Raw genomic sequence first — 26,093 nt, forward strand, 5'->3', positions numbered from 1 at the left:
CATCCTAGACCCGTATACTCGGCCTGGTGCTGGGCCGGTATGTCCTCAAGGAGGTCCTGGTCCCCTACCTGGTGGGGGTCCTGCTTTTCGTGGTCCTCCTCACCTTTGACCTCCTCTCCAGCCTCTCGGGGGTGCTCCTAAGCCGGGGAGCCGGCGTGGAGGCCATCGCCAAGCTCATCCTCTACCGCCTGCCCTGGACCCTAAGCCTGGCCCTTCCCTTGGGCCTGGTCTTCGCCATCCTGGTGGGCCTGGCCCGCCTCATCCGCCAATCGGAGCTGAAGGCCGCCTACGCCGCCGGCGTACCCCCCTGGGCCCTTCTGAAACCCCTGGCCCTTCTGGCCCTTCTGGTGAGCCTCTTCAACCTCCTCAACCTGGCCGAGCTGCGCCCCCGGGCCCTCGAGGCCTACGACCAGCACCTGGCCCGGCTCCTCTACGGGGAAGGAGGCCTAAGCGGGGTGTTACGCAAGCAACTTTACGCCGCGGAGGGCCTCGGGGTCTACTACGCGGAGGAGGTGCGGCCCGAGGTGGGGCAAAACCGCCTCTACGGCCTCCGGGTGGTGGACGAAAGGGGCCGGGTCTACAGCGCCCAGGAAGGGGTCTGGGACAAGGAGGGGTGGCACTTTCGGGGATACGTCCTGGAGGGGGGAAAACCCAAGCCCTTTGCCGGCACCCTTCCCTTTCCCGCCCAGTTCCGCCCCAAGGAAAGCCTGGGCTCCCGCGATCCCTACGACTCCACCACCCTCAGGGAGCTTTGGGAAAGGAGCCGGGTGGAGCCCAGCGCCCGCTTCGCCCTGTACCGCCGGCTTTCGGATGCCCTCGGGGGCTTCTTCTTGGGCCTGGTGGCGGCGGCCTTGGGGCTTTCCTTCCGGGAGGCGGCCTGGGCCTTCCTCAGCATCGTCCTCCTCATCTTCGGCTACTACGTGCTGTGGACCTTAAGCGCCCAGCTTGCCCGCTACGACGTGAACCCCCTTTTGGCCTTCCTCCCCAACGCCTTTTACGGGCTTTTGGCCCTCTTCCTCACCTGGAGGCTTAGGTGAAGACCCTGGACCGTTACCTCCTGCGCGAGGCCCTGGCCCTCTTCGGCGGAGGGCTTCTCGTAATCGTCCTCCTCTTCCTGGCGGGGGCGGTCTACGAGGTCCTGGCCCCTTTGGTGGCCAAGGGCGCGGATCCCTACACCCTTCTCCTCTACCTCTTCTACCGCACCCCCGAGGCCCTGGTCCGGGGAGCCCCCGTGGCCTACCTCTTCGCCCTCCTCTTCCTCCTCTCCCGCCTGGCCGAGGACTCGGAGCTGAAAGCCCTTCTCGCTTTGGGCATCCGGCGGGAGCGGGTCCTCTTCCCCTTCTTGGCCCTGGGAGGGGTTCTGGCCCTTTTGGGCTTCCTTTTGGGGGAAAGCCTGGTGCCCAAGGCCCTGGCCCAGGGGCAGGACCTCCTGCGGCGGCAGGTGCTGGAAAGGCCTAGGGCCCTCCTCAGCCCCGGCACCTCCTTCCAAGACGCCAAGGGAAGGGTGGTCTACGTGGGGGAGGTGGCGGGGGACCGGATCGGAAAGCTCCGGGTGCTGTCCCAAGAAGAGGTGCTCTTGGCAGAGCGGGGAAGCTTTGGGGGAGGGGTTCTGCGGGTAGAGGGAGGTCTTCGCATCACCTACGAGGGGGACCGCCCCCGCACCCTCACCCGCTTCCAGCAGGGGGAGCTGGTCCTTAAGGACCTCACCTTTGAGCCCTGGCAGAACCCCGCCAACCGCATGACCCTAAGGGAGCTTAAGCAGGAGGTGGAAAGGCTTAAGGCCATGGGGGTGAAGGCAGGCCTCGAGGCCACCACCTACTACCGCCGCTTTGCCGAGCCCGCGGCCAGCCTGGTCTTCGCCCTCTTCGCCGTGGGCCTGGCCTTCTACCTCCTGGGGGGCTCAAGGAGCCTGGGCCTTGTGGGGGTGGCGGTCCTCACCTTCTTCTACTACGCCACCTGGAGCGTGGGGCGGATCATGGGGGAGCAGAACGCCCTAGACCCTCTCCTGGCCGCCTGGGGGCCCAACCTGGTCTACGGGGCCTTAGGGCTTTTCCTTTTCCTGGGGGGGCGAAGGTGAGGTGGCTTTTGGCCTTCCTTTTCCTCCTCCTCCCGGCCTTGGCCCAGGAGAAGGTCTTAAAGGTGTTGGAGGCGGAGAAGCTGGAGCTTCGGCTAGAAGGGGAGGAGGAGGTCTATGTACTCACGGGGAACCCCGTGCGCCTGGAGCGGGATGGGGAAACCCTAGAGGCGGGAAGGGTCACTTATTTCCGAACCCGTAGGCTCCTCTTCCTCTCCCAGGGGGTGCGCTACCGGGACGGGGAGGGCCGGCTGGTGGAGGCGGAGGAGCTGCAGATCGACCTCTCCGATGAAAGCTTTGATGCCCTCGAGGTGCGCATCGAGGCCAAGGACCTCCTGCTCACCGGCCCCCTTTGCCAGCGGGTGGCAGGGGCCATCCTCCTGGAAAACGGCTACGCCACCCCTTGCGCCTCCTGCGGCCAGGAGGTGCCCGACTACGCCTTCCGCGCCCGGGAAATCGTTCTCTACCCGGGGGACCGGGTGGTGGCCCGAGGGGTGGTGGTTTTGGTGCAGGAGAAACCCGTTCTGGAACTTCCCGTCCTCCTCCTCTTCCTCTCGGAGCGCCGGCCCCGGTTTGAGGTGGGCCAGGACGAAGGGGGCTTTTACCTGAAGGCCGCTTTACCCTACGTGGCCGACTTCGGCCTGGGCTTCACCCTCCTCTCCTACTATCAGGGCCGGGGCTACGGGTTTGGGTTTGACCACGTGGGCACCGGGGAGGCCAAGGAGCGCTACTTCTTCCTCCACACCCCCCCGGACACCTTCCAGTACCGGGGGGAGTACGCCCTAAAGCGGCGGGAGTTTTCCCTAAGCGCCCTGCTGGAGCGGGACGATACCCGGGAAAAGCTCTCCCGCTTCCGCCTAGAAAGCCTCTTCCCCGGCACCCCCACACCAGGGGAGTGGCGCTACGCCCTGAGGGTGGAGGGCTTTTTGGACCACGACCCCACCACTCCACCCCCCCGCACCCTGCAGCGCCTGCCCGAGCTGGAGGTGCAAAGCCCCGTGTTGCGGGAAGGGCCTTTCAGCGTGCAAGCGAGCCTGGCCGTGGGCCGCTACCTGGCGGAGACCAACCCCCTAAACCGCTCCGCCCGGGCCCTGGGGTCCTACGCGGAAGCGGGAAGGGCCCTTCTTGCCCACAGCGAAAGCCTCGCCCTCACCCCCTGGCCCGGGGCCAGCTTGCGGGCGGAAAACCGCTTCCGGGGCTTCTACTACACCACGCAAAACCCTGATGGGGAGCCCGAGCGGCAGGTGGACTGGACCACCACGGCCAGCCTGCGGCAAAGCCTGGGTGGGTTCAGCATGGAGGTGGGCTATGCCCGAAGCGTCCAGGAGGGAGAAACTCCCTTCCGCTTTGACGCCTTGCCCCAGCGGCGAAGCCACCAGGCCATCCTTAGCCTGGGCTTCCAGGAAAAGCCCTTCCTCCTCAGCCTGAAGGCAGGAAGGGACCTGGAGGTGGGGCGCTACCTGCCCCTCGAGGCCCAGGCCGCCCTCCAGGACCAGGGCTACGCCCTCACCCTAGCCCACCGCAGGGGCTTGGAGGGGGAAGGCCCCCTGGAAACCCGCCTGGAAGGCAGCCTCACCCCCTACCCCTTCTCCTTAAGGGCTAGCCTCCGCTACGACCACGCCAAGGCCCTCTTTGACCCCCTCCTCCTCCAGGCGGGCTACGCCCTGCCGGGGGGGAGCCTGAACCTGACCCACCGCCAGGGCCTGAACGGGGAGGGGCCCCTGACCACGGACCTCACCTTCGCCTTCCGGGAAGGGGCCGCCGCCTACACCCTCCAGGGAAGGCGGGACTGGCAGCGGGACACCCTCACCCTCCAGGGCCAGGCCATCCTGGGCCCGCAAAGCCTCTCCCTGCAGGCCACCTGGGACCCCAAGACCCTGGCCTACGCCCTGGGCTACCGGACAGGGGTGGCCCCGGGGCCCCTTTGGGACCTGCAGCTTACCGGACGCTACCAGGAGGGTTTCCGGGCCACCAACCTCCGCCTCGGCCTCACCCAAGCCCTGCCTGAGGTGGGCTTCCGCCTAAACGCCAACCTGCACCTGCCGGAGGCGGAAGACGGGGACATCTACCTCAAGGACGCCACCTTCAGCGGCGGCATGGAGCTTTGGAAGCCCGTGCCCGCGGACGAAGCAGGGGAAGGGGCCATCCCCGGGCTTTCCCTCTCGGGAAGCCTCACCTACACCCGTAAGGCGGGCACCCCTGAGGGGTACAGCCTCGCCTTGCGGAACTTCGGCCCCACCTTTACCTTTTTGGGCCGGGAGAACACCAAGCTTCACCTTGCGGCCCTCCTCACCCAAGACCTCCCCGGAACCCCCCTGAAGCCCCGCTTCCTCCTGGTCCTGGACCGCTGCTGCTGGGCCCTGCGCTTTACCCTAGACGCCCAAAAGGGCGCCATGGGCTTAGCCTTCCTCTACGGAGGCCAGGCGGCGGGGCTTCTCCTCTCCGAGGAGGGGGTGAGGTTGGGAGGTGCGCCATGAGGCACCGCAAACGGCTCACGTACGCCTTAGGACCCCTTTTGACCCTGTTCCTTGCCGCCTGCACCGGAAGCCAGGAACCTCCCCTGCCGGCCCTGGTGGCAGCGGGCGGTCAAGACCAGGTGCGCTTCTACCGGGCCCAAGACCTCCAGGGGGGAGGGGTCAACCCGGTGGCCACCTGGAGCACCCCGGGTCTTCAGGACCTGGCCTATAGCAACGCCTTTCAAAAGCTCTACCTCCTCTTCCCCGACCGGGTGGAAGCCTATGACACCACGGGCTTCACGGCGGACGCCGCCCCGCAGGGGACCCCCTCCTTGGCTTCCCTTCCTGCGGACTGCACCGGAGGGTACCTGCGCTTGGGGCAGGGCCGGCTCCTCGCCCACTGCCCCGCCGCGGGCCGGGCCTTCCTCCTGGCCCTCTCCGACCTGAGCGCCCTCCAGGAGGCCGACCTCACCGGCCTGCCCCCGGGGAACGGGGTGCGCCTGGCCCTCTTCCCCCAGGGGGCCCAGGACCTCCTGGGCTACCTGACCCAGCAGGCCATGGGCTACCGCCCTGCCCTGAACCCCACGGGCACCCCCAGCCTGGAAAAGCCCCTGGACCCCTTGACTTCCCAAGGCCCCTTTGACCTCCAGGCGGACCGGAACCAGGGCAGGCTCTTGGGGCTTGCCGCCACCGCCACGGAGGTGCGCCTTTACGTCCTGGAAGGCAACGCCCTCACCAGCCGCAAGGTGCTGGGGGACTTTCCTCAGCCCAGCCGCCTGGCCCTGGACCCCGTGGGGGGAGGGGTGGCTTACGGCCAGGGCTTCCAGGTCCTCTTCCCCAAGGACCCGGGCCCCCAGCAACCCTTCAAGACCTACACCGCCGGCCTGGTGGGGCAGGACGGCTACCTCTACCTGGTTCAGGGGACGGGCCTCGAGGTCTACGACCTGGTGCCCTCGGCCCCCGTCCTCGTGCGGAGCCTCTCCCTGGGCTTCTCCCCACAATCCCTGGCCTTCATCCCCGTAGAATGAGGCATGCTGCAAGGCAAGGCCTTCTTGGTCACGGGGGCGGGGGGCGCCTTGGCCCGGGCGGTGATCCCCGCCCTGCACCGGGCAGGGGCTAGGCTCTTCCTCTCCGATCCCCGGGAGGAAAGGATGGCGGAGCGGGCCAGAACTTACGGGGCGAAGACCTTTGTGGCCGACCTCACCCGCCTGGAGGAGGCCCAGGCCCTGGCCCGCTTCGTGGAGCGAGAAGCTCCCCTCCACGGGGTGGTGCACACCGTGGGCGGCTTCGCCGCCGGGCGCTTCCTGGATTCGGACCCTGGGCTTTACGACTGGATGCTGGACCTGAACCTGCGCACCGCCTTCAACCTCCTCCAGGCGGTTTTGCCCTACATGGAAGGGCGGGGGGAAGGCTTCTTCGCCGCCATCGCCGCCGGCCCCGCCTGGACGGGCGCGGGGCCGGGAAGGGCCCTCTACACCATGGCCAAGACCGCCTTGGCCAGCCTCCTCCGCTCCCTCCAGGGAGAGGTGGAGGGGGTGCGCTTCCTCATCCTCTACCCCATGGGCACCCTGGACACCGAGGCCAACCGGAAGGCCATGCCCGAGGCCGACTTCAGCCGCTGGATCGCCCCCGAGCTGGTGGCCGAGGCCATCGTGCTGGCGGCAGGGGCTAAAGGCGGAAGGCTTCTGGAGCTTCCCATCTACCCCCCAGCCTAAGCACCCGCGCACAAGGGCTGCCCCATCGGCTAAAGCCAAAGCGGCTTGCTTATCGCCTCTTTGGGGCCCCCGTCGTGGTGCAAGCCACGACGGGGTACTTAGCCCCCGCCCAGGCCCCCAGGGCGTCGGCCAGGAGGTCCAGGCCGAAGGCCTCCCGCCCCGGCACAAAGCTCTGGTGCCACTCGTCCAAGGCCCCGTAAAGCGCGGCGAGGAGGAAGGCGGGTAAGAAGCGCCCAAGGCCCAGGCGCAGGAGGAGGCCGAGGAACAGGTAGGCCAGGAAGTGGGCCCCCTTGTCCCAGGGGTGGGGCAGGCCCATCCCGGTGGCGGGCTGGCTGGAAAGCCACCAAAGGAGGCCCATGTGCCCCAGGGCCAGGAGGAGAGGCAGGGGGCGCACCGGCTACGCCTCCACCAGCTCCCAAAGCACCCCGAGCCCGAAGGCGGGGTGGAGGAAGGCCACCCGGTGCCCGCCGAAGCCGGGCCTGGGCACCTCGTCAATCAGCTTGGCCCCTTCCGCTTTTAGCCGAGCGAGGTCCTCCTCAATCTGCCCCGTGGCAAAGGCCAGGTGGTGGAGCCCGGGGCCCCGCCGTTCCAGAAAGCGCCCCACCGGGGTATCAGGGCCCAGGGGTGCCAGAAGCTCCAAGAGGGTTTCCCCCTCGCCCCGCAGCATGGCCACCCGCACCCCCTGGGCCGCCACCTCCCCTTCGGCCACAGGGGTAAAGCCCAGGGAAAGGTAGCGGGCCTTGGCCTCCTCCAGGTCCTCCACCGCGATGCCCACGTGGTGTAGCCGCATGAGGGGATTTTACAGGTCGTACCAGGGGGGCTTACCCCGGTAAAGCTCCAGCTCCTCCCCCACCTCCGCCTTGGGGGCCTCCTCGAGGCGGATCACCTGGGGCGGGCAGCTCTCCACGCAGGCCCCGCACCCGGTGCAGGCCTCCACCTTCAGGCGCAGCACGTACTCCTCCCCCTCCCGCACCCGGTAGACCGCCTCCGTGGGGCAGACGTTGGTGCAGACCGGGCAGAGGGTACACCCCTCCTCCACCTGGATTTTGGGCCAGCGCACCGCTTCCGCGCGGCTTGCCGCCAGAAAGCGCAGGCGAAGCTCCGCGGGAAAGCCCTTGGGTTCGGGCTCCTCCGGCAGGGGAAGCTCCGGCACCAAATCGGCGGCGGTGCGCCGGGCGCTGCCCATAAGGGCCTGGAAGAGTTCGCGCCGGCCCACCTTCTCCCCGGGAAGCTCCCCTTGGATCACCTCCACCTCCACCGGGTGGTAGCGCCGGGCCTCCTCCGCCATGCGCTGGAGGTGCTCGGGCACGGAAGGGCCGCCAATCCTACAGGAAGCGCAGTCCCCCCGGGCCAGGACCACCTTGCCAAAGCGGCTTCCCGCCTCGGCCAGAAGCCCAGGGGTCAGGCGGCCGAGGCAAAGCACCTCCTCCCCCTTGCCCTCGGCCTTGGAGCAGCGGATCTGGCCCTTGCCCCGGATGAGGGCCTCCTGGAGGCCCCCCAAAGGGTATTCCAGGGCGATGCCGGGGCAGACCCCGGTGCAGAGGCCGCACCCCGTGCACAGGACCTCGTCCAGCTCCACCCGCCACCCCTCGAGGCGCACCGCCCCCTTGGGGCAGGCCCCGTAGCAGCGGTCGCACCCCCCCACGCTGTTCTTGTAGAGGAGGCAGCGGGCCTCGGTGTAGCGGGGCCTGGGGTCCGTGGCCTTCAAGAAGGCGTTCAGGAGGTTATCCAAAAGGCCCATCAGCCCTCGGGCAGGAGGTCCTTTAGGGCCTCCAGGAAGCGGGTGAACTGCGCGAAGTCCATCTGTTGCTGGTTGTCGGAAAGGGCCACCTTGGGGTTGGGGTGGACCTCCACGTGCACCCCATCCGCCCCCACCGCCAGGGCCGCCCGGGCCAGGGGGGCCAGGAGGTCGGTGCGCCCGGCGGCATGGGTCACGTCCACCACCACCGGCAGGTGGGTTTCCTGCTTGGCCAGGGCCACAGCGGAGAGGTCCAGGGTGTTCCGGGTCCAGCGCTCAAAGGTGCGGATGCCCCTTTCCGCCAGGATGACCCTTTCGTTGCCCTGGGAGAGGATGTACTCGGCGGCGTAGAACCACTCCTCCATGGTGGCGGCAAGCCCCCGCTTGAGGAGGACGGGCTTGCCCGAGCGGCCCACCTCCTTGAGGAGGGCGAAGTTCTGCATGTTGCGGGCCCCAATCTGCAGGATGTCCGCGTACTCCGCCACCACCTCCACGTCCCGGGTGTCCATCACCTCGGTGACGAAGACCATGCCGTAGGCGTCCGCCGCCTTGCGGCCCAGCTTCAGGCCCTCCACCCCCAGGCCCTGGAAGCCGTAGGGGCTCGTCCTAGGCTTGAAGGCCCCGCCCCTTAAGACCCTGACCCCCTTGGCGGCCAGGAAGCGAGCGGTTTCCATCATCTGCTCCTCGGACTCAATAGAGCAGGGCCCGGCGATGAGGAGGGGCTTCTCCCCGAAGACCACGTCCCTCACCCGCACCCGGGTGGGCTCGGGCTTGTATTTTCGGGAGTAGAGGAACTTCTTCTGGTCCTGGCGCTCCTCGAGGTCCAGGCTGGCCTTGAAGATCTCCTTGAAGAGCTTCCTTATGGTCTCCGGGGGGAAGGGCCCGGGGTTTTCCGCGGTGAGGTAGGCCAGCATCTCCTCCTCCCGCTTGGGGTCGTAATGGGGCAAGCCGAGCTCGGTCTGGATGCGGCCGATCTCCTGCACCAGCCTCCCCCGCTCGGAAAGCAGGCGCAGAAGCTCCCGGTTTACCCGGTCCACCTCTCTTCTCAGGGCCAGGATGCGCTCGTCCATGGGCTATTGTATGGGGCGAAAGGCCTCAAGGTGTCAAGCGGCCTCTTCCTTGGGGCGGGCCCTCTCCGCCAGCCGGGCCACCAAGACCGAAATCCAGTAAAGGACCAGAAGCGGCCCGGTGACGATGGAGAGGGAGACCACGTCCACCGTGGGGGTGATGACCGCCGCCAGGGTGAGGAGAAGAACCACGGCAATCCGCCAGTTGCGGGCCAGGAAGGTGGAGGAAAGAATCCCTAGCCGGGCCAGCAAGTAGCTCACCACCGGCATCTCAAAAACCAGGCCCATGACCCCCATCATCATGAGGACCTGCCCCATGTAGCGGCCGATGGAGATCTGGGGGGTGATGACATCCCCAAGAAAGCCCAGGAGGAAGGGAATGGCGAAGGGCAAGAAGCCGTAGTAGGCAAAAAGCGCTCCCAGGGCAAAGCTGAAGCCCGCCCCCAAGAGGAAGGGCACCGCTAGGCGCTTCTCGTGCTCGTAAAGCCCCGGGGCGATGAAGGCCCAAGCCTGGTAGACGATGAAGGGCAAGGCCAGCACCAATCCCCCAAAGGCCGCCACCTTCAGGGAGACCAAGAAGGGTTCGGTGATATCCAGAACGATCAGGTTGACCTGGATGCCGTTCTGCTGGGCCGCCAGGTCCAAGGGGCGCTTCAGCCACTCCAGGAGCTGGACCCTGAAACTCCAGGCCACCCCCGTGCCCACCACCCAGGAGAGGAGGGCCCAGAGGATGCGGCTCCGGAGCTCCTCGAGGTGTTCGACCAGGGGGGCTTCCTTCAAGCCTTGTCCTCCGCCTGGGCGGCTTTCTCGGGCGCCGCCTCCGCCGGGGTGGGCTTAGGCTTCGGCTCCTCGCGAACGTCCACGCTCTTTTCCAGCTCCTCGCGGATCTCCTGCGCCCCCCGCTTGAACTCGCGGATGCTCTGGCCCAGGGAGCGGCCCAGCTCGGGGAGCTTCTTGGGCCCGAAGATGAGGAGGGCCACCACCAGGATCACCAGGATTTCCGGCATGCCCAGGTTCATACCCCCCAGTTTAGCACCCGGGCTGAAGGGAGGATGAACCCTGACGCCCTATTCCCCTGGGCTCTCCCCCCACCCATCCTCCCGCCAAGGCCTCCAGCCCGGCTTCGTAGGGATAGGGGCCTCAGCCCTCTTCCCGCTTGCGCCGGGCGTAGCCCTCTATGTTCCGCTGCCGGCCCCGGGCCACCGCCAGGGCGTCCTCCGGGACCTCGTGGGTGATCACGCTCCCCGCCCCCACCATGGCCCCATCCCCCACCCGCACCGGGGCCACCAGCACGCTGTTGGAACCGATGAAGGCCCCCTTGCCGATCAGGGTCTTGTGCTTGCGCTTGCCGTCAAAGTTGGCGGTGATGACCCCGGCCCCGATGTTGGCCCCTTCCCCCACCTCGGCATCCCCCAGGTAGGCCAGGTGGCCCGCCTTGACCCCGGGGTGGAGGAGGCTGTTCTTCACCTCCACGAAGTTGCCCACGTGGACCCCCTCCCGGAGGACCGCCCCCGGGCGGAGCCGGGCGAAGGGGCCCGCGTCCGCCCCGCTTCCCACCACCGCCCCCTGGGCCACGGTGTGGGCCAGGACCCGGGCCCTGGGTTCCAGCACCGTATCCTCCAAGACGGCGTAGGGCCCCACCTCTGCCCCCTCCCCGATGCGGGTCTGGCCCTTGAGGACCACCCCTGGCCAGAGGGTGACGTCGGGGGCGAGCTCCACCGTGGGCTCGAGGTAGATGCTCTCCGGCAGGATCATGCGCACCCCCTTCCGCATCCACTCCCGGCGGAGGGCAGAAAGGAGCACCCCCTCCACCCGGGCCAGCTCCTCCCGGGTGTTCACCCCCAACGCCTCCTCCGCCACGCCCTTCACCGCCACCACCTTCCGCCCGTGGGCCCGGTAGATGGCGATGAGGTCGGGGAGGTAGTACTCCCGGGCGGCGTTTTCGTTGCGCACCTCCTTGAGGGCCGTGAAGAGGAGGCCATCAAAGGCATAGGCCCCGGCGTTCACTTCCCGGATGGCCCTAATCTCAGGGGAAGCGTCCTTTTCCTCCACGTTGCCCAAGACCTCCTCCCCCTGGCGCAGGATGCGGCCGTAGCCCGTGGGGTCAGAAAGCTCCACGGTGAGGAGGGCCATCCCCGCCCCCTCCTGGACCTTCACCAGCAGACCCTTCAGGGTCTCCGGGCGCAGGAGGGGGGTGTCCCCCTGCGTGACCAACACGGGACCGGAGAAGCCCTGGAGGAAAGGCTCCGCCTGCAGGAGGGCGTGGGCGGTGCCGAGCTGCTCTTTCTGCCAGGCCACCGCCACGGGGTAGTCCCTAAGGGCCGCCGCCACCTCCTCCCCCCCGTGGCCCACCACCACCACCAGTTTCTCCGGGCTCAGGGCTAAGGCGGTTTCCACCGCGTAGGCCAGCATGGGCTTGCCGAGAAGGGGATGAAGCACCTTGGGCAGGCGGGACTTCATCCTGGTCCCCTGCCCCGCGGCCAGGATCACGTGGGCGTGCATGGGGCTATCCTACCGCGAAGCCCGCCCCAGGCGGCGGAGCATGTAGAGGGCGAGGAGGATAAGGGGCAGGCTCACCACCTGGGTAGCCGTGAAGAGGCCAATGCCCAGCTCGTCGTTGCGGTAGACGGGAAGCCACAGGGGGTTCAAACGGAAGGGCTCTTCCAGCACGGAGCGCAATACGCTGTACCAGAGGATAAAATGCCAAAAGGCGTAGCCGTAGAAGGGTCTCCTCTTTAGCCAGTAATAGGCAAGGGGAAGGAGGATGAGCCCCACCAGGGCCCCGTAGATCTGGGTGAGGTGCACGGGGCCCCGCATCAGCTCTTGGCACCGGTAGACCTGAGAGATGTCGTCAATCCCCAGGCAGACCCCGGGGAAGCCCTTGGCCCACTCGGGCCAGGTGAAGCCGATGGGCAAAGAGGTGAGGCGCCCCACGGTGTCGGAGCCGTTCATGAGGTTGCCAATCCTGCCGGCGATGATGCCCAGGGCCACCCCGGGGGTGGCGGCGTCCAGGTAGGGCCACAAGGGGTAGCCCCAGCGGCGGTGGTAGTAGAGGAAGACCAAAGCCCCGCCCAAAATGGCCCCGTGGAAGGAGAGCCCCCCGTGCCAGATGTAAAGGATCTCCGCCGGGTTTTGCAGGAAGTAGCCGGGGGAGGTGAGCACGTACCCCAACCTGGCCCCCACCACCCCCCAGACAACGGCCCAAAAGGCCACGGTCTCAAACTTCTCCGCGTCCAGGCTCCAGGCCCTAAGGCGCCGCTTGGCCAGCTCAAAGCCGATGAAGATGGCCAGGGTGAGGAGGAAGCCGTACCACTGGATGCGCAAGGGGCCGATCTGGATCATGGTGGGGTTCATGCCTCACCCCCTCTTTGAAGCTTCTGCATCAACTCCATCAGCGACTTCTCGTCAAAAACGCCTTCTAAAAGCACCCTATTCCCCAGAAGAAGCACGGGTACCCGGAAGGTGTAAAGGCGGAAGAGCTCGGGGTCTTGGTCCACATCCCGGCGCACATAGGGTATTCCCAGGGTCCAAAGAGCCCTTTCCGCCTTTTCGCAAAGGCCACATCCTTCCCGGGTGACGAGGACCAGGTCCATGGGGAAAAGCATACCTTAGCCTTGAAAGATGGCCCGGATCACCAGGATTCCCATGGCTACGTGGACGATCACCTTGGCCACCACGCCCCCCATGAGGCCCACCAGGGTGCCCCAAGCGGCCTTCAGGGCTTCCTCGGGCCTGCGCCCCGAGAGGTACTCAAAAAGCCAGGCCAACGCGAAGGGTAAGACCAAGACCCCCACGGCCCCCAGGAAGAGGCCTAAGATTGCCCCCAGGAAAGCCCCCCAGAGCCCCGCCCGGCCCGCCCCGTAACGCCGGGCCCCCAGGAGGGCGGCCACGTTGTCCAGGGTCATGGCGAGGAGGGCCAAGGCCCCAAGGAGGAGCCAAAACCCCACGGAAAGCTCCTGGAAGCCCACCAGGGCCTCGTGCAGGAGGGCAGCGGCCAGGATGAGGAGGGTGGCGGGCACGAAGGGAACGAAGGTGAGCAAGATCCCCGCTCCCCAGAGGGCCACAAAGAGCCAGTCGGCAAAGGCCTCCACGGGGAAAGTCTAGGCGGGGATGCCATGAGAAGGGCAAGGGACATCCGCCTTGGGGAAAGCGCGTAAGCTCAGAAACGAGGAGGCGGTATGGACTTTGGCCTGCCCAAGGAGCGCGCGAGCCTGAAAACCCTTCCCCCCTTTGGGGAAGAGGTCCGGGAGGGAAGGGTGGCCCTCACCCCCCAAGGGGTGCGGGAACTGGCCCAAAGGGGCCACCGGGTGTACGTGGAGCGGGGGGCGGGGGAGCGGGCGGGCTTCCCCGATGCCCTCTACGAGGAGGCTGGGGCCCGGTTGGTGAGCCGGGAGGAGGCCTTTGGGCGAGGCGAGGTGGTGCTGAAGGTGGGAAGGCCCACCCTCGAGGAGGTCGCCCTCCTCCGCCCCGAGGCCACGGTCATGGCCTTTATGCACCTGGCGGTGGCCGAGTCCAGCCTGGTGGAGGCCATGGCCCAAAAGGGCCTGACGGCCATCGGCTACGAGCTGGTGGGAGGTGAGGGGAAGCGGCCCGTCCTCAAGGCCATGAGCGAGATCGCGGGCCGCCTGGCCCCCCAGATTGCGGGAAGGCTTCTGGAGGCTCCCTTTGGCCCCGGGGTGCTCCTTTCCGGGCTGCCGGGGATTCCCCCTGCGGACGTGGTCATCCTGGGGGCCGGGGTGCTGGGCCGGGCCGCCGCCCGGGCCTTCTTGGGAACGGGGGCCTCGGTGTACGTGCTGGACAAGGAGCTCGCGCCCCTGGAGGAGGCAGCCAGGGAAGCCAGGGGAGCGGTGACCGCCCTCATTACCCAAAGCCGTCTGGAGCGCTACGCCGCCTTCGCCGATGTCCTGGTGGGGGCGGTGGCGGTGCCGGGGGAAAGGGCCCCCCTTCTCCTCTCCCGGGATCTCATGGCCCGCATGCGCCCAGGGGCGGTCCTCCTGGACTTCGCCATCGACCAGGGGGGCATCGCGGAGACGAGCCGCCCTGGGCTCTACCAGGAGATGGGCATCACCCACTTCTGCCTCCCCAACGTCCCCGCCCTGGTGCCCCGCACCGCAAGCCACGCCCTCACCGCCACCCTCCTCCCCTTCCTCCTGCAGGTGGAAGACGACCCCTTAAAGGTGCCCGAACTCCGCCAGGGAGCCTACCTCCTCCTGGGCCAGAAAGGAGGCCACCTAGAATGAGCTACCGCAAGAAGCTGACCTCCCCCGAGGACGCCGTGCGCCTCATCCAATCGGGGATGCGGGTCTTCGTTTCCGGCAACGCCGCCACCCCCACGCCCCTCCTCAAGGCCCTGGCCGCCCGCAAGGACGAGCTGGAGGGCGTGGAGCTCGTTCACCTCCTGCAAATGGGCGAAGACCCCTTTGCTGGAGAGGAGATGGAGGGGCACTTCCGTCGCCGCTCCCTCTTCGTGGGCCCCACGGACCGGGAGGCGGTGAACCAGGGCCGGGCCGACTACGTGCCCATCATGCTCCACCAGGTGCCCTGGCTCTTCAAAAGGCGCATCCTCCCCCTGGATGCCGCCATCGTCCAGGTTTCCCCCCCGGACGAGCACGGCTTCTGCTCCTTGGGGGTGGAGGTCATCGCCACCAAGGCGGCCCTCGAGGCCGCCCCCATCGTGATCGCCATGGTGAACCCCAGGATGCCCCGCACCCTGGGGGATACCTTCGTCCACGTTTCCCGCCTCACCGCCATCGTGGAGATGGAATGGCCCCTGCCGGAACTCCGGCGGGAGGGCTTCGGGGAGGTGGAAAGGCGCATCGGGGAACACGTGGCGAGCCTCATCGAGGACGGGGCCACCCTGCAGATGGGCATCGGGGCCATCCCGGACGCCGTCTTGGCCAGCCTCGAGGGCCGCCGGGACCTGGGGGTGCACACGGAGATGATCTCCGACGGGGTGCTGGAAGCCTTCGAAAAGGGCCTTATCACCGGGGCCCGGAAGACCCTCCACCCCGGCAAGGTGATCGGCACCTTCGTCCTGGGCTCGGAAAGGCTCTACCGCTTCGTCCACGACAACCCCCTCTTTGAGCTCCACCCCGCTGACTACGTGAACGATCCCTTCGTGGTGGCCCAGAACCGCAAGATGGTGGCCATCAACTCCGCCATCGAGGTGGACCTCACCGGCCAGGTGGTGGCGGACTCCATCGGCACCCGCATCTACTCGGGCTTCGGCGGCCAGCTGGACTTCATCCGGGGGGCGGCCCGGAGCGAGGGAGGCAAGCCCATCATCGCCCTCCCCTCCACCGCCAAGGGGCATAGCCGCATCGTCCCCTACCTCCGCCCGGGGGCAGGGGTGGTCACCACCCGGGCCGACGTGCACTATGTGGTCACGGAGTGGGGGGTGGCGGAGCTTTTCGGCCGCTCCCTAAGGGAAAGGGCCCTGGCCCTGATCGAGGTGGCCCATCCTGATATCCGGGAGGAGCTCCTAAAGGCCGCTTGGGAGCGGAAGCTCCTGCCCCGAAGTTATCCGGGGTTCCGCCCGAGCTCCCAAGGGTAGGGCCCGCGGCTCAACGCTCAAAGTACCTGAGGAAGCGCTCCTGCTTCAGGTACACGAAGCGTGGGGAAAGAGGAGGAAGCTGCCCAAGGGAAAAACGGGTGTCGTAGGACCAGTTGCGAATGGGTGGGTTATAAATGTTGCATCCGGAAGTCCGCACCCCATTCGTACCACTACCTCCTGTGCCGCACCAGGCTCCATTGACTTTCCGGGGAGTCCCCAGGCTCACAAAAGAACCTTGGTAGGTAAGGGTTTTGTCTGACCAGGTCTCGTGGAAACGGGGGTAGTTTTCCAAACCGCCGTTGTAGTTACCCCGATCCCGACCCTCTGCCCCTTCAGTCCCCCCAGTCGTATCCGTACCAGCCAGGAAGGCTGCGTTCACTGTAGTGTCGCTGGCCACCCGTTGGGAGAGCGTCAAGTTGCTCCTACTATCGTCCCAATTGTTGGACAGGATGTTGATGGAGTCCGCCAGGACGGCTGTGGGGATCCAGTCATCCCTGTTGAAGTCACCCTGGATGTAGAAGGCTTGGTCGCTGACCAGGGTCAGGCCTCGAGGACGAGGTGCTCCCGCAATGGAGGCAGAAATTGTCGAGGCGTTGCGCACCCGCACCCCGTAGTTGTTGATGGTATTGCTTTGGGGACCAAAGACGGTGAAATGGAAGACTAGACCTCCCTCGGTGGTATCATCTAGCCTGAACCCAAACGACACAGGGTTTTCGTGTACGCAATCCAAGAGCTTCTGCAGATCCACCTCGAGCATTCTTATGGTTTTCAGCTCCCTCCAGTTGTAAAAAGAGGCCGTTGTACCAACTGCGTTGCAGCTATTCAAGGTCTGAGTGGCCACTACATCCACGACGTTGGTCCCGCCCGAGACCCTATACACTTTCACCTCTGGCGGATTAACCCCCAGGTCAAGTCCCAGTCTCAGGTCGGCTTTTTCCCAGTAGGACTTACCCGGAAGGGGGTCCAACTCCTCCGGGGCAGGAACGGTCACCGGGTTAACTCCAATCATGATGCGGTCTCCCCAGGAGCTGACTTCGCTCTGGGCATAGCTTCTTCTCTTTCCCCCCGAGCCACAACCTAGGCTTTGTGGCTGGCCATTGGGCCTATGGATGTTCACCGTTCCCGTGCAAGAATCTTGATCCTTTCGCCCTCGCAAGAGCTGCCCTGCTGTGCTCACCTGGCCCTGTATGGTCAGGGTGTTCCCAGTCCCAGCGTTGAGGTAAAGGTCCCCGTTGGTGTGCACCCGGCCATTAAGGGTCATATTAGGTCCGGGAAGAATCTCGAGATCTTTGTTGTAAAAGGCAGCAAACTGAAACATCGGCACCAAGCGGGACTTGAACTGGAGCTCCAGAACTGCCTCCGTACGTCCGTCGGGGCCGATGGCCTCGGAAAAGAGAATATAGCGATACTCCTGGGCCTCTAGGCCGCCAAAAAGTTCCCCAGGAGGGATGGTCACGCTCTGTGGGTTACCCGCCGCCTCCACCACGTAGGTGCGCACAGTCCGGCCGGAAAGCGTGTAGGTCTTGCAAGCAAAATCCCCTGTGCCTTGGTTGCTTCCCTCGCATGGGTTCGTGGGGGAGGGACTAGTACCTGAGGGGCGGTTGTAGCCAAGGAACCGTTGCCGCACCTCCTCGGCCCGCAGGTTGAGGCCTGCCTCGGCAGCGTAAAAGCCCGTGGTCTGGCGGGCGCTGGCCACCGTGGTGCCGAGTTCTATGCGGGTCAAGACAAAGTAGGCGGTGAGCAGGGCCATCAGCACTGTCAGGAAGATCAGGGTGCTCACTAGGGCAAAACCTTTACGCATCCCGTCCCTCCTCATTGGGAAAGCACGTTGCGCGGGAGAGCCTTGGTGACCAGCTCCCGCTCCACCTGGCCCACGCGGACCCTGAGCCTAAGCTCCAAGCCCTGAAGGGCGCGCCAAGACTGCCCCGTTTGCGGAAAGTCTCCGGAAAGCCAGGCACCCCCCGCCTGCGCCCGCACCTGAAAGTCCCTCACCCCTGTCACCACACCCTTGGCAGCAGTGTCGGCCTCCCCATTCTCGGCCAGCTTTAGCTGGGCGCCTGCCACGAAGTAACGCCTCTCCTCTACGAGGTAAACCCGGGAGCCCAAGGGGTATGCGTTCTGCCAACGCTCCGCGTTTCCCTTATGGATTTTGACCCCGGACTGGTCCTCCGCATCGTACACAAACCACTCTCCCCGCCCCGTCAGCGGGTCGTACAGGTATGCCCGAACCTTGTCCCCGTGGCGAGTACCGGTGGCACAAGCGGGGTTCCCATCTTGGGCGCAGCGAAAGGCCCGCCAGCGGTCTATGCGGTCGTCCATACCATTGCCATCGCCATCCCTAAACTGGCACACGCTCCTATAAGCTTCAGGAAGCTGGTTTGTGTTCTTTGCCGCCACGGGAATGTTGTCCTGGTTGCCGTTGATACCATTTTGATCGCAGAGGAGCAGGACCTCATCCAGAAGGTTCCGCCGAAGGATCAACGCATCCGGTGCGCCCCCTGTCCCTTGCTTCACCTCCACCGCCGGAAAGTCAGCGGGAAGGCGCTCCCCTGCCTGGCGCACGTCCGCCACCAGGAGGTCTAGGGCAGCGCGGAGGTTCTGGTTGGTGGCGGTACGGGACTGGTCCAAAACGTAGAGACGGCGGTTGGCCAAGGTGGTGGATAGCAGTAGCCCCAGGAGAAGCGCACCAATCCCTAGGGCCACCAAGAGTTCGATGAGTGTGAAGCCGCTCTTGCGCACGTTCCCTCCTTCACTCCAGCTTGGTGTAGACGGTTTCCACCGCATATAGGGGCGTGGTTTCCCCCGCTAAGTACACCTCCACACGCAGGTGCCGCGCCCCGGAACCGCACAAGGCGGCCTGGGAACAGTAGCAGGTCTTGACCTTGTAGCTACGGCCACCCCGGACCTGCGTTCCCTCCTGGCAGCCACTGGTGGGCAAAGAGGTGACGTCCACCAAGCGGAGTACCTCCAGGCGCTCCTGGGCCAGGGTAACCGCCTGGCTACGGAGCTCGGTGCGGGTGTTGACCCGCAAGTAGCCCAAAAAGCCGGCCAGGATAGGGCCTATGAAGGCTAAGATGGCCAGGGCCACCAGCACCTCCACCAGCGTGAGTCCCCGCCTCATGGCCGCACCACCCCCCCACCCAGCATGACGCGCAAGGTCTTCACCCGACCCTTTCCGTCCCGAAACTCCAGCACAGGTTCCTCGCTCTGGGAGCCCAGCAAAAGGCCCCGGCTGGTAAAGCAGACCCAGTCCGATGGCGCGAAGTCCTGGCCTGACTGGGCCCAGCGGGCCTCGAGGCGCACCCCCTCGGGCAGGTCCAGACGGAGCGCCGTGTCCTCGGTGAAGTTGGCCGCTCGGCAGCTTGGAGCATACCAGGCCCTCAAGCCGACGGGGCCCAATTCCACCCGGTAAGCGGAGGTGGTGGCCATGGCCTTGGCCCGCACCTGCTTCAGATACCCCTCGGCCTGAGTTACAGCGTCCTGCAAAGGATCCACCAAGGGCCGCAGGTTCAGCACCCCCACGGCCGCCACAACAGCCAGGATACCCATGACCACCAAGAGCTCGACCAACGTTGCCCCAAGGTTACGCACGGGTTTCACCTTCATTCAGACTACCAGGTGCATGGCTTTTGCGCTCCCCCATTTTGGGGGATAAGCACTCTCCCGCACGCACTCGCCTTTGCAGATAGAACCCTAGAGGGTCTCCCGGCATCCAAATCCCCAAAGGACCCGCTCCTCCAAGCCTGCGCTGCAAGGAAGCCTGCCCCACCCAAGCAGGGAAGGAGCGGCAGGAACAGCACCCACCCCAAACCGCCTTCCAACGCACCCGCAGCAAGCTCACGAATCCACCCTTCCCAGCAAAGTCCATCCGTATGAAAACGCTGTGAAGAGAAGTATCCCCTGGCTCTGTGTCCCGAACCCCTTGCCCTTGACAAGCCTCCCCTCGAGGCCCCTAAATAGGGGGCGATGCCGACCAAAAGCACCCGCAAGGCCACGGCTGGGAAGCACCCCAGCGCCAAGCCTCGGGCAGGAGAAGCGGCCACCCTGGTGGTGGTAGAGTCCCCCGCCAAGGCCAAGAGCATCCAGAAGATGCTGGGCCCTGGCTACGAGGTCAAGGCCAGCCTGGGCCACGTAGCCGACCTCCCCGAGAGGGAGCTGGGGGTGGACGTGGCCCGGGACTTCGCCCCCACCTACGAGGTGAAGCGGGACAAGAAGGCGGTGGTGGAGGAGCTAAGGCGGGCCGCCCAGGGCAAACGCCTCCTCATCGCCACCGACCCCGACCGGGAAGGAGAGGCCATCGGCTGGCACGTGGCAAGGCTCCTGGAACGCGACCCCAAGGAGCCCCTAAGGGTGGAGTTCCACGAGATCACCCCCAAGGTGGTGCGCCAGGCGGTGGAGCGCCCTAGGCCCATCGACCAGAACCTGGTGGACGCCCAGCAGGCCCGGCGCGTCCTGGACCGCCTGGTGGGCTACAACCTCTCCCCCCTTCTCTCCCTGGAGTTCCGCAAGCGGGCCCTTTCCGCCGGCAGGGTGCAGAGCGTGGCCCTCCGGCTGGTGGTGGAGCGGGAGGAGGCCATCGAGGCCTTCCGGCGGGAAGAGTACTGGACCCTCGAGGGCCTCTTTGAAGTCCAGGGCAAAACCTTCCCCGCCCTCCTCCACGAGGTGGAGGGCCAGCGCCTCTGGACCGGGCAGGGGGAGAAGGAAGGAAAACTGCACCTGGAAACCGAGGCGCAGGCCCTCGCCCTGGCGGAACGGGTGCAAACCCTCCCCTACCGCGTGGCCCAGGTGGAGGTCAGGGAAAGGCGCAAATCCCCCCCGCCCCCCTTCACCACCTCCACCCTGCAGCAGGCCGCCTCTAGCCGCCTGGGCTACACCGCCAGCCGCACCATGCGCATCGCCCAACGCCTCTACGAGGGGGTGGACCTGCCCGAGGGCACCGTGGGCCTCATCACCTACATGCGTACCGACTCCGTGCGCGTCTCCCCCGAGGCCGTGGCCCTGGCGCGGGAGGCGATCGGGGAAATGTACGGCCCCGCCTACCTGCCCGAGGCCCCCCGGGTCTACCGCAACCGCAAGGAGGGAGTCCAGGACGCCCACGAGGCCATCCGCCCCACGGACCCCAGGCGCACCCCTGAAGGAGTGCGCCCATACCTCTCCGAGGAGGAGTACCGCCTCTACGACCTCGTCTGGCGCCGCTTCCTGGCCAGCCAGATGAAAGACGCCCTCTACGAGCAGACGGTGATCCTGCTGGAGGGTCAAGGACAGCCCCGCTTCACCTTCCGGGCCGCGGGCTCGGTGCTCCGGTTTGAGGGCTACCTGAAGGCCTGGGGCCGGGAAGGGGAGGACGAGGAGGAAGCCCCCCCGGTGCCCGCCGTGCCCCAGGGGGCGGAGGCCAGGCTTCTCCAGGCTAGGCCCGAGCAGCACTTCACCGAGCCCCTGCCCCGCTACACCGACGCCACCTTGGTGAAGACCATGGAGGAGCTCGGCATCGGCCGTCCCTCCACCTACGCCCCTACCCTCGAGACCCTGGAGAAGCGGGGCTACGTGGAGCGAAAGGGGCGCACCCTCCTCCCCACCCCCCTGGGGCGGCAAATCGTCCACTACCTCAAGGAGCGCTTCCCCCGGGTGGTGGCCTACGAGTTCACCGCCCAGATGGAGGAGGGGCTGGACCAGGTGGAGGAGGGCAAGGTCCCCTGGCCCCAGGTGGTGTGGGAGTTCTACGAGCCATTTTTGAAGGAGCTGAGCCAGGTGCCCAAGAAGACCTGCCCCCAGTGCGGCAGGCCCCTGGAGCTGAAGGTGAGCCGCTTTGGGCAGTTTTTGGGGTGCACCGGCTACCCGGAGTGCACCTACACCGAGCCCCTGGAAAGGAAAAAGGAGGCCGAACCCATCGGGGAAGCCTGCCCCAAGTGCGGCAGGCCCTTGGTGCGGAAGGAAGGCCGCTACGGGTCCTTCATCGCCTGCTCCGGCTACCCCGAGTGCGACTACACCCGGGACGACGGCACCCCCACGGGCCACACCTGCCCCAAGTGCGGAAGCCGGGTCCTGGAAAAGCGGAGCAAGCGGGGGAAGCCCTACTACAAGTGCGAAAGCAACGCCTGCGACTTCCTTTCCTTCTACCCCCTTCTGGACCAGACCTGCCCTTCTTGTGGCTGGCCGCTGGTGGGCAAAGGGCAAGGGGCCTGCATGAACCCCGCCTGCCCGGCGCATGTTCCCAAGCTGATCCCGCTCCCCAAAGCCCAGGCAACCTCGGCTTCCAAGGGCGGGAAACCCGCCCGCCGCAAGGCCGCTTCGGCCTCGAGGCGCACAGGGAGGAAGGCCAAAGGGCAAGGCCAAGGAGCCTCCCCGCCCAAGCCGCCCTCGGACTGGGAGGAGCTGAAGCCCTTCCTTCACGAGCTGGCCCCGGAGGAGCGCGGGGCGGTGGAAGCCCTGGCCCTTGGCGAGCCTCTTTCCCCGGAAAACGCCAAGCTGGCCCAGCGGGCCCTCTTCAAACTGCGCATGCGCAAGGGACGGGCCAGAAAGGAGACGGTAGCCCCCTGATGGAAAGCTTCAAACTCCACCTTCTGCGGCTAGCCCGGCAGGGGCCAGTGGAGGTGCCCGGGGTGCCCGCACGGGCCTACACCCTCTTGGAACCCGTGGAACGGGAAGGGAGCGGGTTTTACCTCCTTCTGGAAGGGGAACTGGTCATCGACCTCCCCGAAGGGCGCTACCTCCACCTCAAAAAAGGGGAGGCCGCCCGGCTCACGGAGCCCCACCGCCTCCTCCCTGTGGAGCGGGCGGTGCTTTTGGAGGTGGGGTAGGTCCCACCAGGTAGACCGCCCCCCAGGGGCGGTACACGCTCACCAGCTTGTCCTCCCTCACCCGTCCGTCCCCGTAGCGCACGGTACGCCGCACCTCCACCTTTGCCCCCTCGGCGGCAAAGTCCACCTGCTTGCGCGTCCCAGGGGGCAGGGAGGGTTCCACCACCTCCTTCGGAGGTAAGGGCGGCTTGCGCTCGGAAACAAAGGGGCCTTCCCAGCGCACCTCCCGGTCCTTGGTGCCGAAGAGGTGAAAGCGCAGGGTGGCGCCCTGGACGGAGCGTTGCACCAGGATATACCCGGGGGTGTCGTTGAGCACCCGTAGATCCTTGTAGGGCTGGATCACGGCGGCGTCTAGGCCGGTGGGCCGGTAGTAGGCCACCTGATAGCTGTGGGCATGGCGTTCCAGGATGGGAAGCCCTGCGAAGAAGAAGGCCCGGAAGAGGGTGGTGGAGACCTGGCACACCCCGCCCCCCACCCCCTGCTCCGTGCGGTCGCCCACGATGACGAAGGCTTCCTTGTACCCTTCCTCCTGGGTCACGGGCCCCAGGGCCTGGTTGAAGGAGAACCTGCCCGGGGGGATGAGGAGGCCGTCCAGCTTGCTGGAGGCCAGGAGGAGGTTGTGGGCGCGCTCTCGGCTGGAACCGCGGAAGCTGGTCTCCCCCGTGGCCAGGTGCTCCCGCACCCCCAGCACGTAGAGCTCTTTCAGGCTGGGCGTGGGGTAGGTGTAGCGCACCGGCAGGACAAAGCTCTTCCTGCCCGCGTCCCGCGCTTGGCGGTAGGCGGCCAAGGCCTCGGCCTCGCTGAAGGTTAACCCCTTCTTCTCCACCCCCCGCCACCGTTCCCCCTGCAACACAAAGCGGGGGGGCCTAGGCTCACGGGCCAGCTTCTTCAAAAGGGCCCGAAGTTCCGCCTCTGAGGCCACGTGAAAGGTCTGGCTCCCCACGTAGGTGCGGAGCACCCCATCCTCCAAAACGTCCTCTTCCAAAACCAGCACCGCCGTCAAAACAGGGGAACCACCCCCGCTTTGGGCCAGGGCCAGGCCCAAGAGCAACACCCAAGGAGTCCAACGCCACATGGGCGAAATCTACCACGTTCCCTGTTAAGGCTCCGTGAAAAGGCCCACCGCCCGGTACAAGGCCTCCTCTTCCTCCGGGGTAAGGAACCGAGCCTCCCCCTGGGGCAGGTTCCCTAGCTCTATAGGGCCTAGGGCGAGGCGCTTCAGGTAGAGCACCCGGTTCCCCCGGGCCTGGAACATGCGCTTCACCTGGTGGAAGCGCCCCTCCCGGAGGACGAGTTCCACCCAGGTGGGGTCTTCCCCAAAGGAGAGCTCCGCGGGCAAAAGCCGTTTTCCGTCCAGGGAAAGCCCCTCTGCGAAAGCCTTTTGGTCCTCCTCGGTGGCCGGGCGCTCCAGGTGGACCAGGTAGCGCTTCGCCACCTTGTGCCGGGGATGGGTGAGGCGGTGGAGGAGCTCCCCATCGGTGGTAAAGAGGAGGAGCCCCTCGGTGTCCTTGTCCAGGCGGCCCACCGGGGCGAGGTCCCGGGTGGGAAAGCCCGAAAGCAGGGCGTAGACGCTGGGCCCCTCGGTGCGGCTCGTCACGTACCCCGCGGGCTTGTGCAGGAGGAGGTGGTGGTGGCGGCGCACCGCCAGGGGCTTCCCGTCCAGCTCCAAGGAGGCCCCTTCTGGGACGTGGAAGCCCGGGTCCCGCACCACCTCCCCCGCCACCCGCACCCGCCCGGCGCGCACCAGGCGGGCCACCTCCTTGCGGCTCCCCAGGCCCAGCCGGGCCAGAAGCCGGTCCAGGCGCTCCCCCCTCATAGCTCTCGGGCCCCCTCCAGCCACCAAAGGGCCCCCTTGGCCCGAAGCCTGGCGAACTCCTCTGGGGTGAGGCCCCTGGCCTCCACCCGGCCCGGGTTTAGGCGCTGGAGAAAGGTGAAGCGCTCCAAGGGGTCTTTCGGCAGATGGGGGGAGACCACCAGCAGGTCGATGTCGCTTTCCACGTTGAACACTCCCCGGGCCACCGAACCATAAAGGTACACCCGGGCCTCCCCTAAGGCCTGCCGCACCCTTTGGGCAAAGGCCTTGGCCTCGTCCAGAAGGCTCTCCCACTCGGCCCTTCGCCCCTCAAGGGCCTTCCAGGCCATGCCACACCTCCTCTACCCATCCCAGGATGCTCCTGGCCGCCTGCAAGGCCTCCTTAGCCCGGGAGGGGGTGTAGTACTCGTAGGGACTACCCTCAGGGTAGGCGTCGGGGTAGCGGGCGGGGATGTAGTGGGCGTCCAGGAGCCGCGCCCCCTCCTCCAGGACCGGGGGAATGACCAAGCCCGTTTCCGCCAAGGCTTGGAGCAGGCGGAAAAGGGCGTGGCCGAAGGCGGGCCGCCCAAGGCCCCGGAGGAGCCCCTTCAAGGCGTACTCCCCCGCTTGGTGGGCTTTAAAGCTGGCCCAGTCGTAGTCCCCTTCCTCCAGGTCACGCTCCCCAGAGGCCAGGGTATGCCGCGCTTGGGCCAGCCATCTCTCTCCTTCCTCCCGGTCCAAGGGCACCATCCTCCTTATCCTAAAGGGCATGAGGCTTTACCAGCTGGACAGCTACGCCACCCGCTTTCGGGCCCAGGTGGTGCGGGTTTGGAGCGATGAGAAGGGGCACCATGCCGTGCTTTCCGAGACCCTTTTCTACCCGGAATCCGGCGGCCAGCCTGCGGACACCGGGGTCCTCAAGGGCCCCTTTGGCGAGGTGCGGGTCCTCCACGCCTACGAGGAGGAAAAGGCCTTTGGCGACGTGGTCCACGTGCTCTCCGCCCCCATTCCCGAAGGGGTGGAGGTGGAAGGAGAGATCGACTGGTATAGGCGCTTCCGCCACATGCAACGCCACACCGCCCAGCACATCCTCTCCCAGGCCCTCCTCCGGGCCGGGGGGTACCACACGGTGGCCGTGAGCCTGGATGGGCCCATCTGCACCGTGGACCTAAAGGAGGAAGTGGCGGAGGCCAAGCTGCAAGAGGCCGAGGCCTTGGCCAACTTTGCCGTTTACGCCGACTACCCGGTGGAAGCCTTCTGGGTCTCCGAAGAGGAGCTCTCCCAATACCCTCTGAGGCGGCCTCCTAAGGTGCAAGGCCGGGTGCGCCTGGTGCGGATCGGGGACTTCGACCTGGCGGCCTGCGGGGGCACCCACCTCAAGACCAGCGCCCAGGCGGGGCCCATCAAGGTGCTCAAGTGGGAGCGGTACAAGGGGGGGACCCGGGTGCACTTCCTGGCGGGGTGGGAGGCTTTGGAGGACTACCACGCCAAGCACGCCCTGCTTTCCCGCCTGGCCCTTTCCTTCTCCACCAGCCCCCTGGAGCTGGAAAGACCCGTGCGCCGCCTTCAGGAGGAGGTATACGCCCTTAAGGGCGAGAACCTGGAGCTTAAAGAGGCTTTGGTGGAGACCCTCCTGCCCCGGGCCCTCGAGGAGAGGGTGCTCCTGGTGCCGGCTCCCGTCCTGGGGGACCTGGCCAAAAGGCTTCTTTCCTGGAGCGAGAAGACCTTTTTGCTCCTTTCCCTCGAGGGTCGCTTTGCCACCTTGGGCCCCGGCCGGCAGGAGGTTTTGGAAAGGCTTAAGGCCCTTGGGGCCAAGGGCGGGGGAAAAGAGGTGGTCCAGGGAAGCCTGCCCAAGGAAAAGGTGGCCGCAGCCTTGGATCCGGGCCTCGTAAGCTAAGGCC

Annotated in this window: 28 protein-coding genes; 10 read left to right on the plus strand and 18 right to left on the minus strand. The window is 66.6% G+C overall.

Translation table 11 applies throughout. The features are described 5' to 3' along the window. Window positions 1-26: 26 nt before the first annotated feature. The 5 genes from L1088_RS02035 to L1088_RS02055 are packed head-to-tail and all read left to right on the plus strand — an operon-like array spanning window position 27 to window position 6,245. The gene (locus L1088_RS02035) at window positions 27-1,037 is read left to right on the plus strand and encodes an LptF/LptG family permease (protein ID WP_234553516.1); all 1,011 of its coding nucleotides are present in this window, start codon (window positions 27-29) and stop codon (window positions 1,035-1,037) included. Then, window positions 1,034-2,077, plus strand: a complete 1,044-nt coding sequence (locus L1088_RS02040) for an LptF/LptG family permease (protein ID WP_234553517.1) — start codon at window positions 1,034-1,036, stop codon at window positions 2,075-2,077. Before L1088_RS02035 ends, L1088_RS02040 begins: the two co-directional genes overlap by 4 nt. Then, window positions 2,074-4,551 carry an LPS-assembly protein LptD gene (locus tag L1088_RS02045; protein WP_234553518.1) on the plus strand — a complete coding sequence of 826 codons (2,478 nt, stop codon included), beginning with the start codon at window positions 2,074-2,076 and terminating at the stop codon, window positions 4,549-4,551. The genes L1088_RS02040 and L1088_RS02045 overlap by 4 nt, the downstream gene beginning before the upstream one ends. Continuing rightward, entirely contained in the window at window positions 4,548-5,558 is a 1,011-nt protein-coding gene (locus tag L1088_RS02050; RefSeq protein ID WP_234553519.1) for a hypothetical protein, read from the plus strand. Before L1088_RS02045 ends, L1088_RS02050 begins: the two co-directional genes overlap by 4 nt. Window positions 5,559-5,561: 3 nt before the next feature. Continuing rightward, on the plus strand, window positions 5,562-6,245 hold the full coding sequence (locus L1088_RS02055; RefSeq protein WP_234553520.1) for an SDR family NAD(P)-dependent oxidoreductase: 684 nt from the start codon (window positions 5,562-5,564) through the stop codon (window positions 6,243-6,245). A 49-nt stretch (window positions 6,246-6,294) separates the two neighbouring features. Here the strand turns inward: L1088_RS02055 and L1088_RS02060 are convergent, their stop codons facing one another. The 10 genes from L1088_RS02060 to L1088_RS02105 all read right to left on the minus strand — a co-directional run bounded on the left by L1088_RS02060 (window position 6,295) and on the right by L1088_RS02105 (window position 13,141). After that, entirely contained in the window at window positions 6,295-6,639 is a 345-nt protein-coding gene (locus L1088_RS02060; protein ID WP_234553521.1) for a VanZ family protein, read from the minus strand. 3 nt (window positions 6,640-6,642) lie between these two features. Continuing rightward, window positions 6,643-7,035: a methylmalonyl-CoA epimerase gene (gene mce / locus L1088_RS02065; RefSeq protein WP_038048144.1), complete on the minus strand. Its 393-nt coding sequence runs from the start codon at window positions 7,033-7,035 to the stop codon at window positions 6,643-6,645. Window positions 7,036-7,044: 9 nt separating this feature from the next. Continuing rightward, window positions 7,045-7,986 (minus strand): 4Fe-4S dicluster domain-containing protein, encoded by a 942-nt coding sequence (locus L1088_RS02070; protein ID WP_234553522.1) that lies wholly within the window; start codon window positions 7,984-7,986, stop codon window positions 7,045-7,047. Then, window positions 7,986-9,053 (minus strand): bifunctional 3-deoxy-7-phosphoheptulonate synthase/chorismate mutase, encoded by a 1,068-nt coding sequence (locus L1088_RS02075; RefSeq protein ID WP_234553523.1) that lies wholly within the window; start codon window positions 9,051-9,053, stop codon window positions 7,986-7,988. Before L1088_RS02075 ends, L1088_RS02070 begins: the two co-directional genes overlap by 1 nt. A 33-nt stretch (window positions 9,054-9,086) precedes the next feature. Then, complete coding sequence (tatC, locus tag L1088_RS02080; protein ID WP_234553524.1) at window positions 9,087-9,830, minus strand: twin-arginine translocase subunit TatC; 744 nt, start codon at window positions 9,828-9,830, stop codon at window positions 9,087-9,089. After that, on the minus strand, window positions 9,827-10,069 hold the full coding sequence (locus tag L1088_RS02085; RefSeq protein ID WP_038048152.1) for a TatA/E family twin arginine-targeting protein translocase: 243 nt from the start codon (window positions 10,067-10,069) through the stop codon (window positions 9,827-9,829). The genes tatC and L1088_RS02085 overlap by 4 nt, the downstream gene beginning before the upstream one ends. A gap of 121 nt (window positions 10,070-10,190) precedes the next feature. Further along, window positions 10,191-11,552 (minus strand): bifunctional UDP-N-acetylglucosamine diphosphorylase/glucosamine-1-phosphate N-acetyltransferase GlmU, encoded by a 1,362-nt coding sequence (gene glmU, locus L1088_RS02090; protein ID WP_234553525.1) that lies wholly within the window; start codon window positions 11,550-11,552, stop codon window positions 10,191-10,193. A gap of 9 nt (window positions 11,553-11,561) precedes the next feature. Next, window positions 11,562-12,392: a prolipoprotein diacylglyceryl transferase gene (lgt, locus tag L1088_RS02095; protein ID WP_234553632.1), complete on the minus strand. Its 831-nt coding sequence runs from the start codon at window positions 12,390-12,392 to the stop codon at window positions 11,562-11,564. Window positions 12,393-12,400: 8 nt separating this feature from the next. Then, complete coding sequence (locus tag L1088_RS02100; RefSeq protein ID WP_206201852.1) at window positions 12,401-12,655, minus strand: glutaredoxin family protein; 255 nt, start codon at window positions 12,653-12,655, stop codon at window positions 12,401-12,403. 3 nt (window positions 12,656-12,658) lie between these two features. Next, the gene (locus L1088_RS02105; RefSeq protein ID WP_234553526.1) at window positions 12,659-13,141 is read right to left on the minus strand and encodes a DUF456 domain-containing protein; all 483 of its coding nucleotides are present in this window, start codon (window positions 13,139-13,141) and stop codon (window positions 12,659-12,661) included. Window positions 13,142-13,228: 87 nt separating this feature from the next. Here L1088_RS02105 and L1088_RS02110 point away from each other — a divergent pair, with 87 nt between their 5' ends. Both L1088_RS02110 and L1088_RS02115 read left to right on the plus strand, forming a co-directional pair. Then, window positions 13,229-14,290 carry an alanine dehydrogenase gene (locus L1088_RS02110; protein ID WP_234553527.1) on the plus strand — a complete coding sequence of 354 codons (1,062 nt, stop codon included), beginning with the start codon at window positions 13,229-13,231 and terminating at the stop codon, window positions 14,288-14,290. After that, window positions 14,287-15,603 (plus strand): acetyl-CoA hydrolase/transferase family protein, encoded by a 1,317-nt coding sequence (locus L1088_RS02115; protein WP_234553528.1) that lies wholly within the window; start codon window positions 14,287-14,289, stop codon window positions 15,601-15,603. Before L1088_RS02110 ends, L1088_RS02115 begins: the two co-directional genes overlap by 4 nt. A gap of 10 nt (window positions 15,604-15,613) precedes the next feature. On the opposite strand, the gene L1088_RS02120 is transcribed toward L1088_RS02115, so the two are convergent. From L1088_RS02120 to L1088_RS02135, 4 genes are read right to left on the minus strand one after another with little or no spacing between them, the layout of a single operon-like run. Then, entirely contained in the window at window positions 15,614-17,404 is a 1,791-nt protein-coding gene (locus L1088_RS02120) for a pilus assembly PilX family protein (RefSeq protein ID WP_234553529.1), read from the minus strand. An 11-nt stretch (window positions 17,405-17,415) separates the two neighbouring features. After that, on the minus strand, window positions 17,416-18,342 hold the full coding sequence (locus L1088_RS02125; protein WP_234553530.1) for a PilW family protein: 927 nt from the start codon (window positions 18,340-18,342) through the stop codon (window positions 17,416-17,418). Between the two features lie 10 nt (window positions 18,343-18,352). Further along, a complete protein-coding gene (locus L1088_RS02130; RefSeq protein WP_234553531.1) occupies window positions 18,353-18,724 on the minus strand; it encodes a type IV pilus modification PilV family protein in 372 nt (123 codons plus the stop codon). Then, window positions 18,721-19,173, minus strand: a complete 453-nt coding sequence (locus tag L1088_RS02135) for a pilus assembly FimT family protein (protein WP_234553532.1) — start codon at window positions 19,171-19,173, stop codon at window positions 18,721-18,723. The genes L1088_RS02130 and L1088_RS02135 overlap by 4 nt, the downstream gene beginning before the upstream one ends. Before the next feature lie 396 nt (window positions 19,174-19,569). Here L1088_RS02135 and topA point away from each other — a divergent pair, with 396 nt between their 5' ends. Beyond that, complete coding sequence (topA, locus tag L1088_RS02140; protein ID WP_234553533.1) at window positions 19,570-22,140, plus strand: type I DNA topoisomerase; 2,571 nt, start codon at window positions 19,570-19,572, stop codon at window positions 22,138-22,140. After that, window positions 22,140-22,400, plus strand: coding sequence for a hypothetical protein (locus tag L1088_RS02145; RefSeq protein ID WP_038041148.1), 261 nt, complete (start codon window positions 22,140-22,142; stop codon window positions 22,398-22,400). The genes topA and L1088_RS02145 overlap by 1 nt, the downstream gene beginning before the upstream one ends. Here the strand turns inward: L1088_RS02145 and L1088_RS02150 are convergent. From L1088_RS02150 to L1088_RS02165, 4 genes are read right to left on the minus strand one after another with little or no spacing between them, the layout of a single operon-like run. Beyond that, complete coding sequence (locus tag L1088_RS02150) at window positions 22,342-23,475, minus strand: VanW family protein (RefSeq protein ID WP_234553534.1); 1,134 nt, start codon at window positions 23,473-23,475, stop codon at window positions 22,342-22,344. The two genes, L1088_RS02145 and L1088_RS02150, sit on opposite strands and share 59 nt — an antisense overlap. 24 nt (window positions 23,476-23,499) lie before the next feature. Next, window positions 23,500-24,216, minus strand: a complete 717-nt coding sequence (locus L1088_RS02155) for a pseudouridine synthase (RefSeq protein ID WP_234553535.1) — start codon at window positions 24,214-24,216, stop codon at window positions 23,500-23,502. Continuing rightward, a complete protein-coding gene (locus tag L1088_RS02160; protein WP_234553536.1) occupies window positions 24,213-24,542 on the minus strand; it encodes a nucleotidyltransferase domain-containing protein in 330 nt (109 codons plus the stop codon). The genes L1088_RS02155 and L1088_RS02160 overlap by 4 nt, the downstream gene beginning before the upstream one ends. Next, window positions 24,523-24,942: a HEPN domain-containing protein gene (locus tag L1088_RS02165; protein WP_234553537.1), complete on the minus strand. Its 420-nt coding sequence runs from the start codon at window positions 24,940-24,942 to the stop codon at window positions 24,523-24,525. Before L1088_RS02165 ends, L1088_RS02160 begins: the two co-directional genes overlap by 20 nt. Window positions 24,943-24,961: 19 nt before the next feature. On the opposite strand from L1088_RS02165, the gene L1088_RS02170 reads away from it, so the two are divergent. Beyond that, window positions 24,962-26,089, plus strand: a complete 1,128-nt coding sequence (locus tag L1088_RS02170) for an alanyl-tRNA editing protein (protein WP_234553538.1) — start codon at window positions 24,962-24,964, stop codon at window positions 26,087-26,089. Window positions 26,090-26,093: the final 4 nt, after the last annotated feature.

Source organism: Thermus caliditerrae (genome assembly GCF_021462525.1).
Taxonomy (GTDB): domain Bacteria; phylum Deinococcota; class Deinococci; order Deinococcales; family Thermaceae; genus Thermus; species Thermus caliditerrae.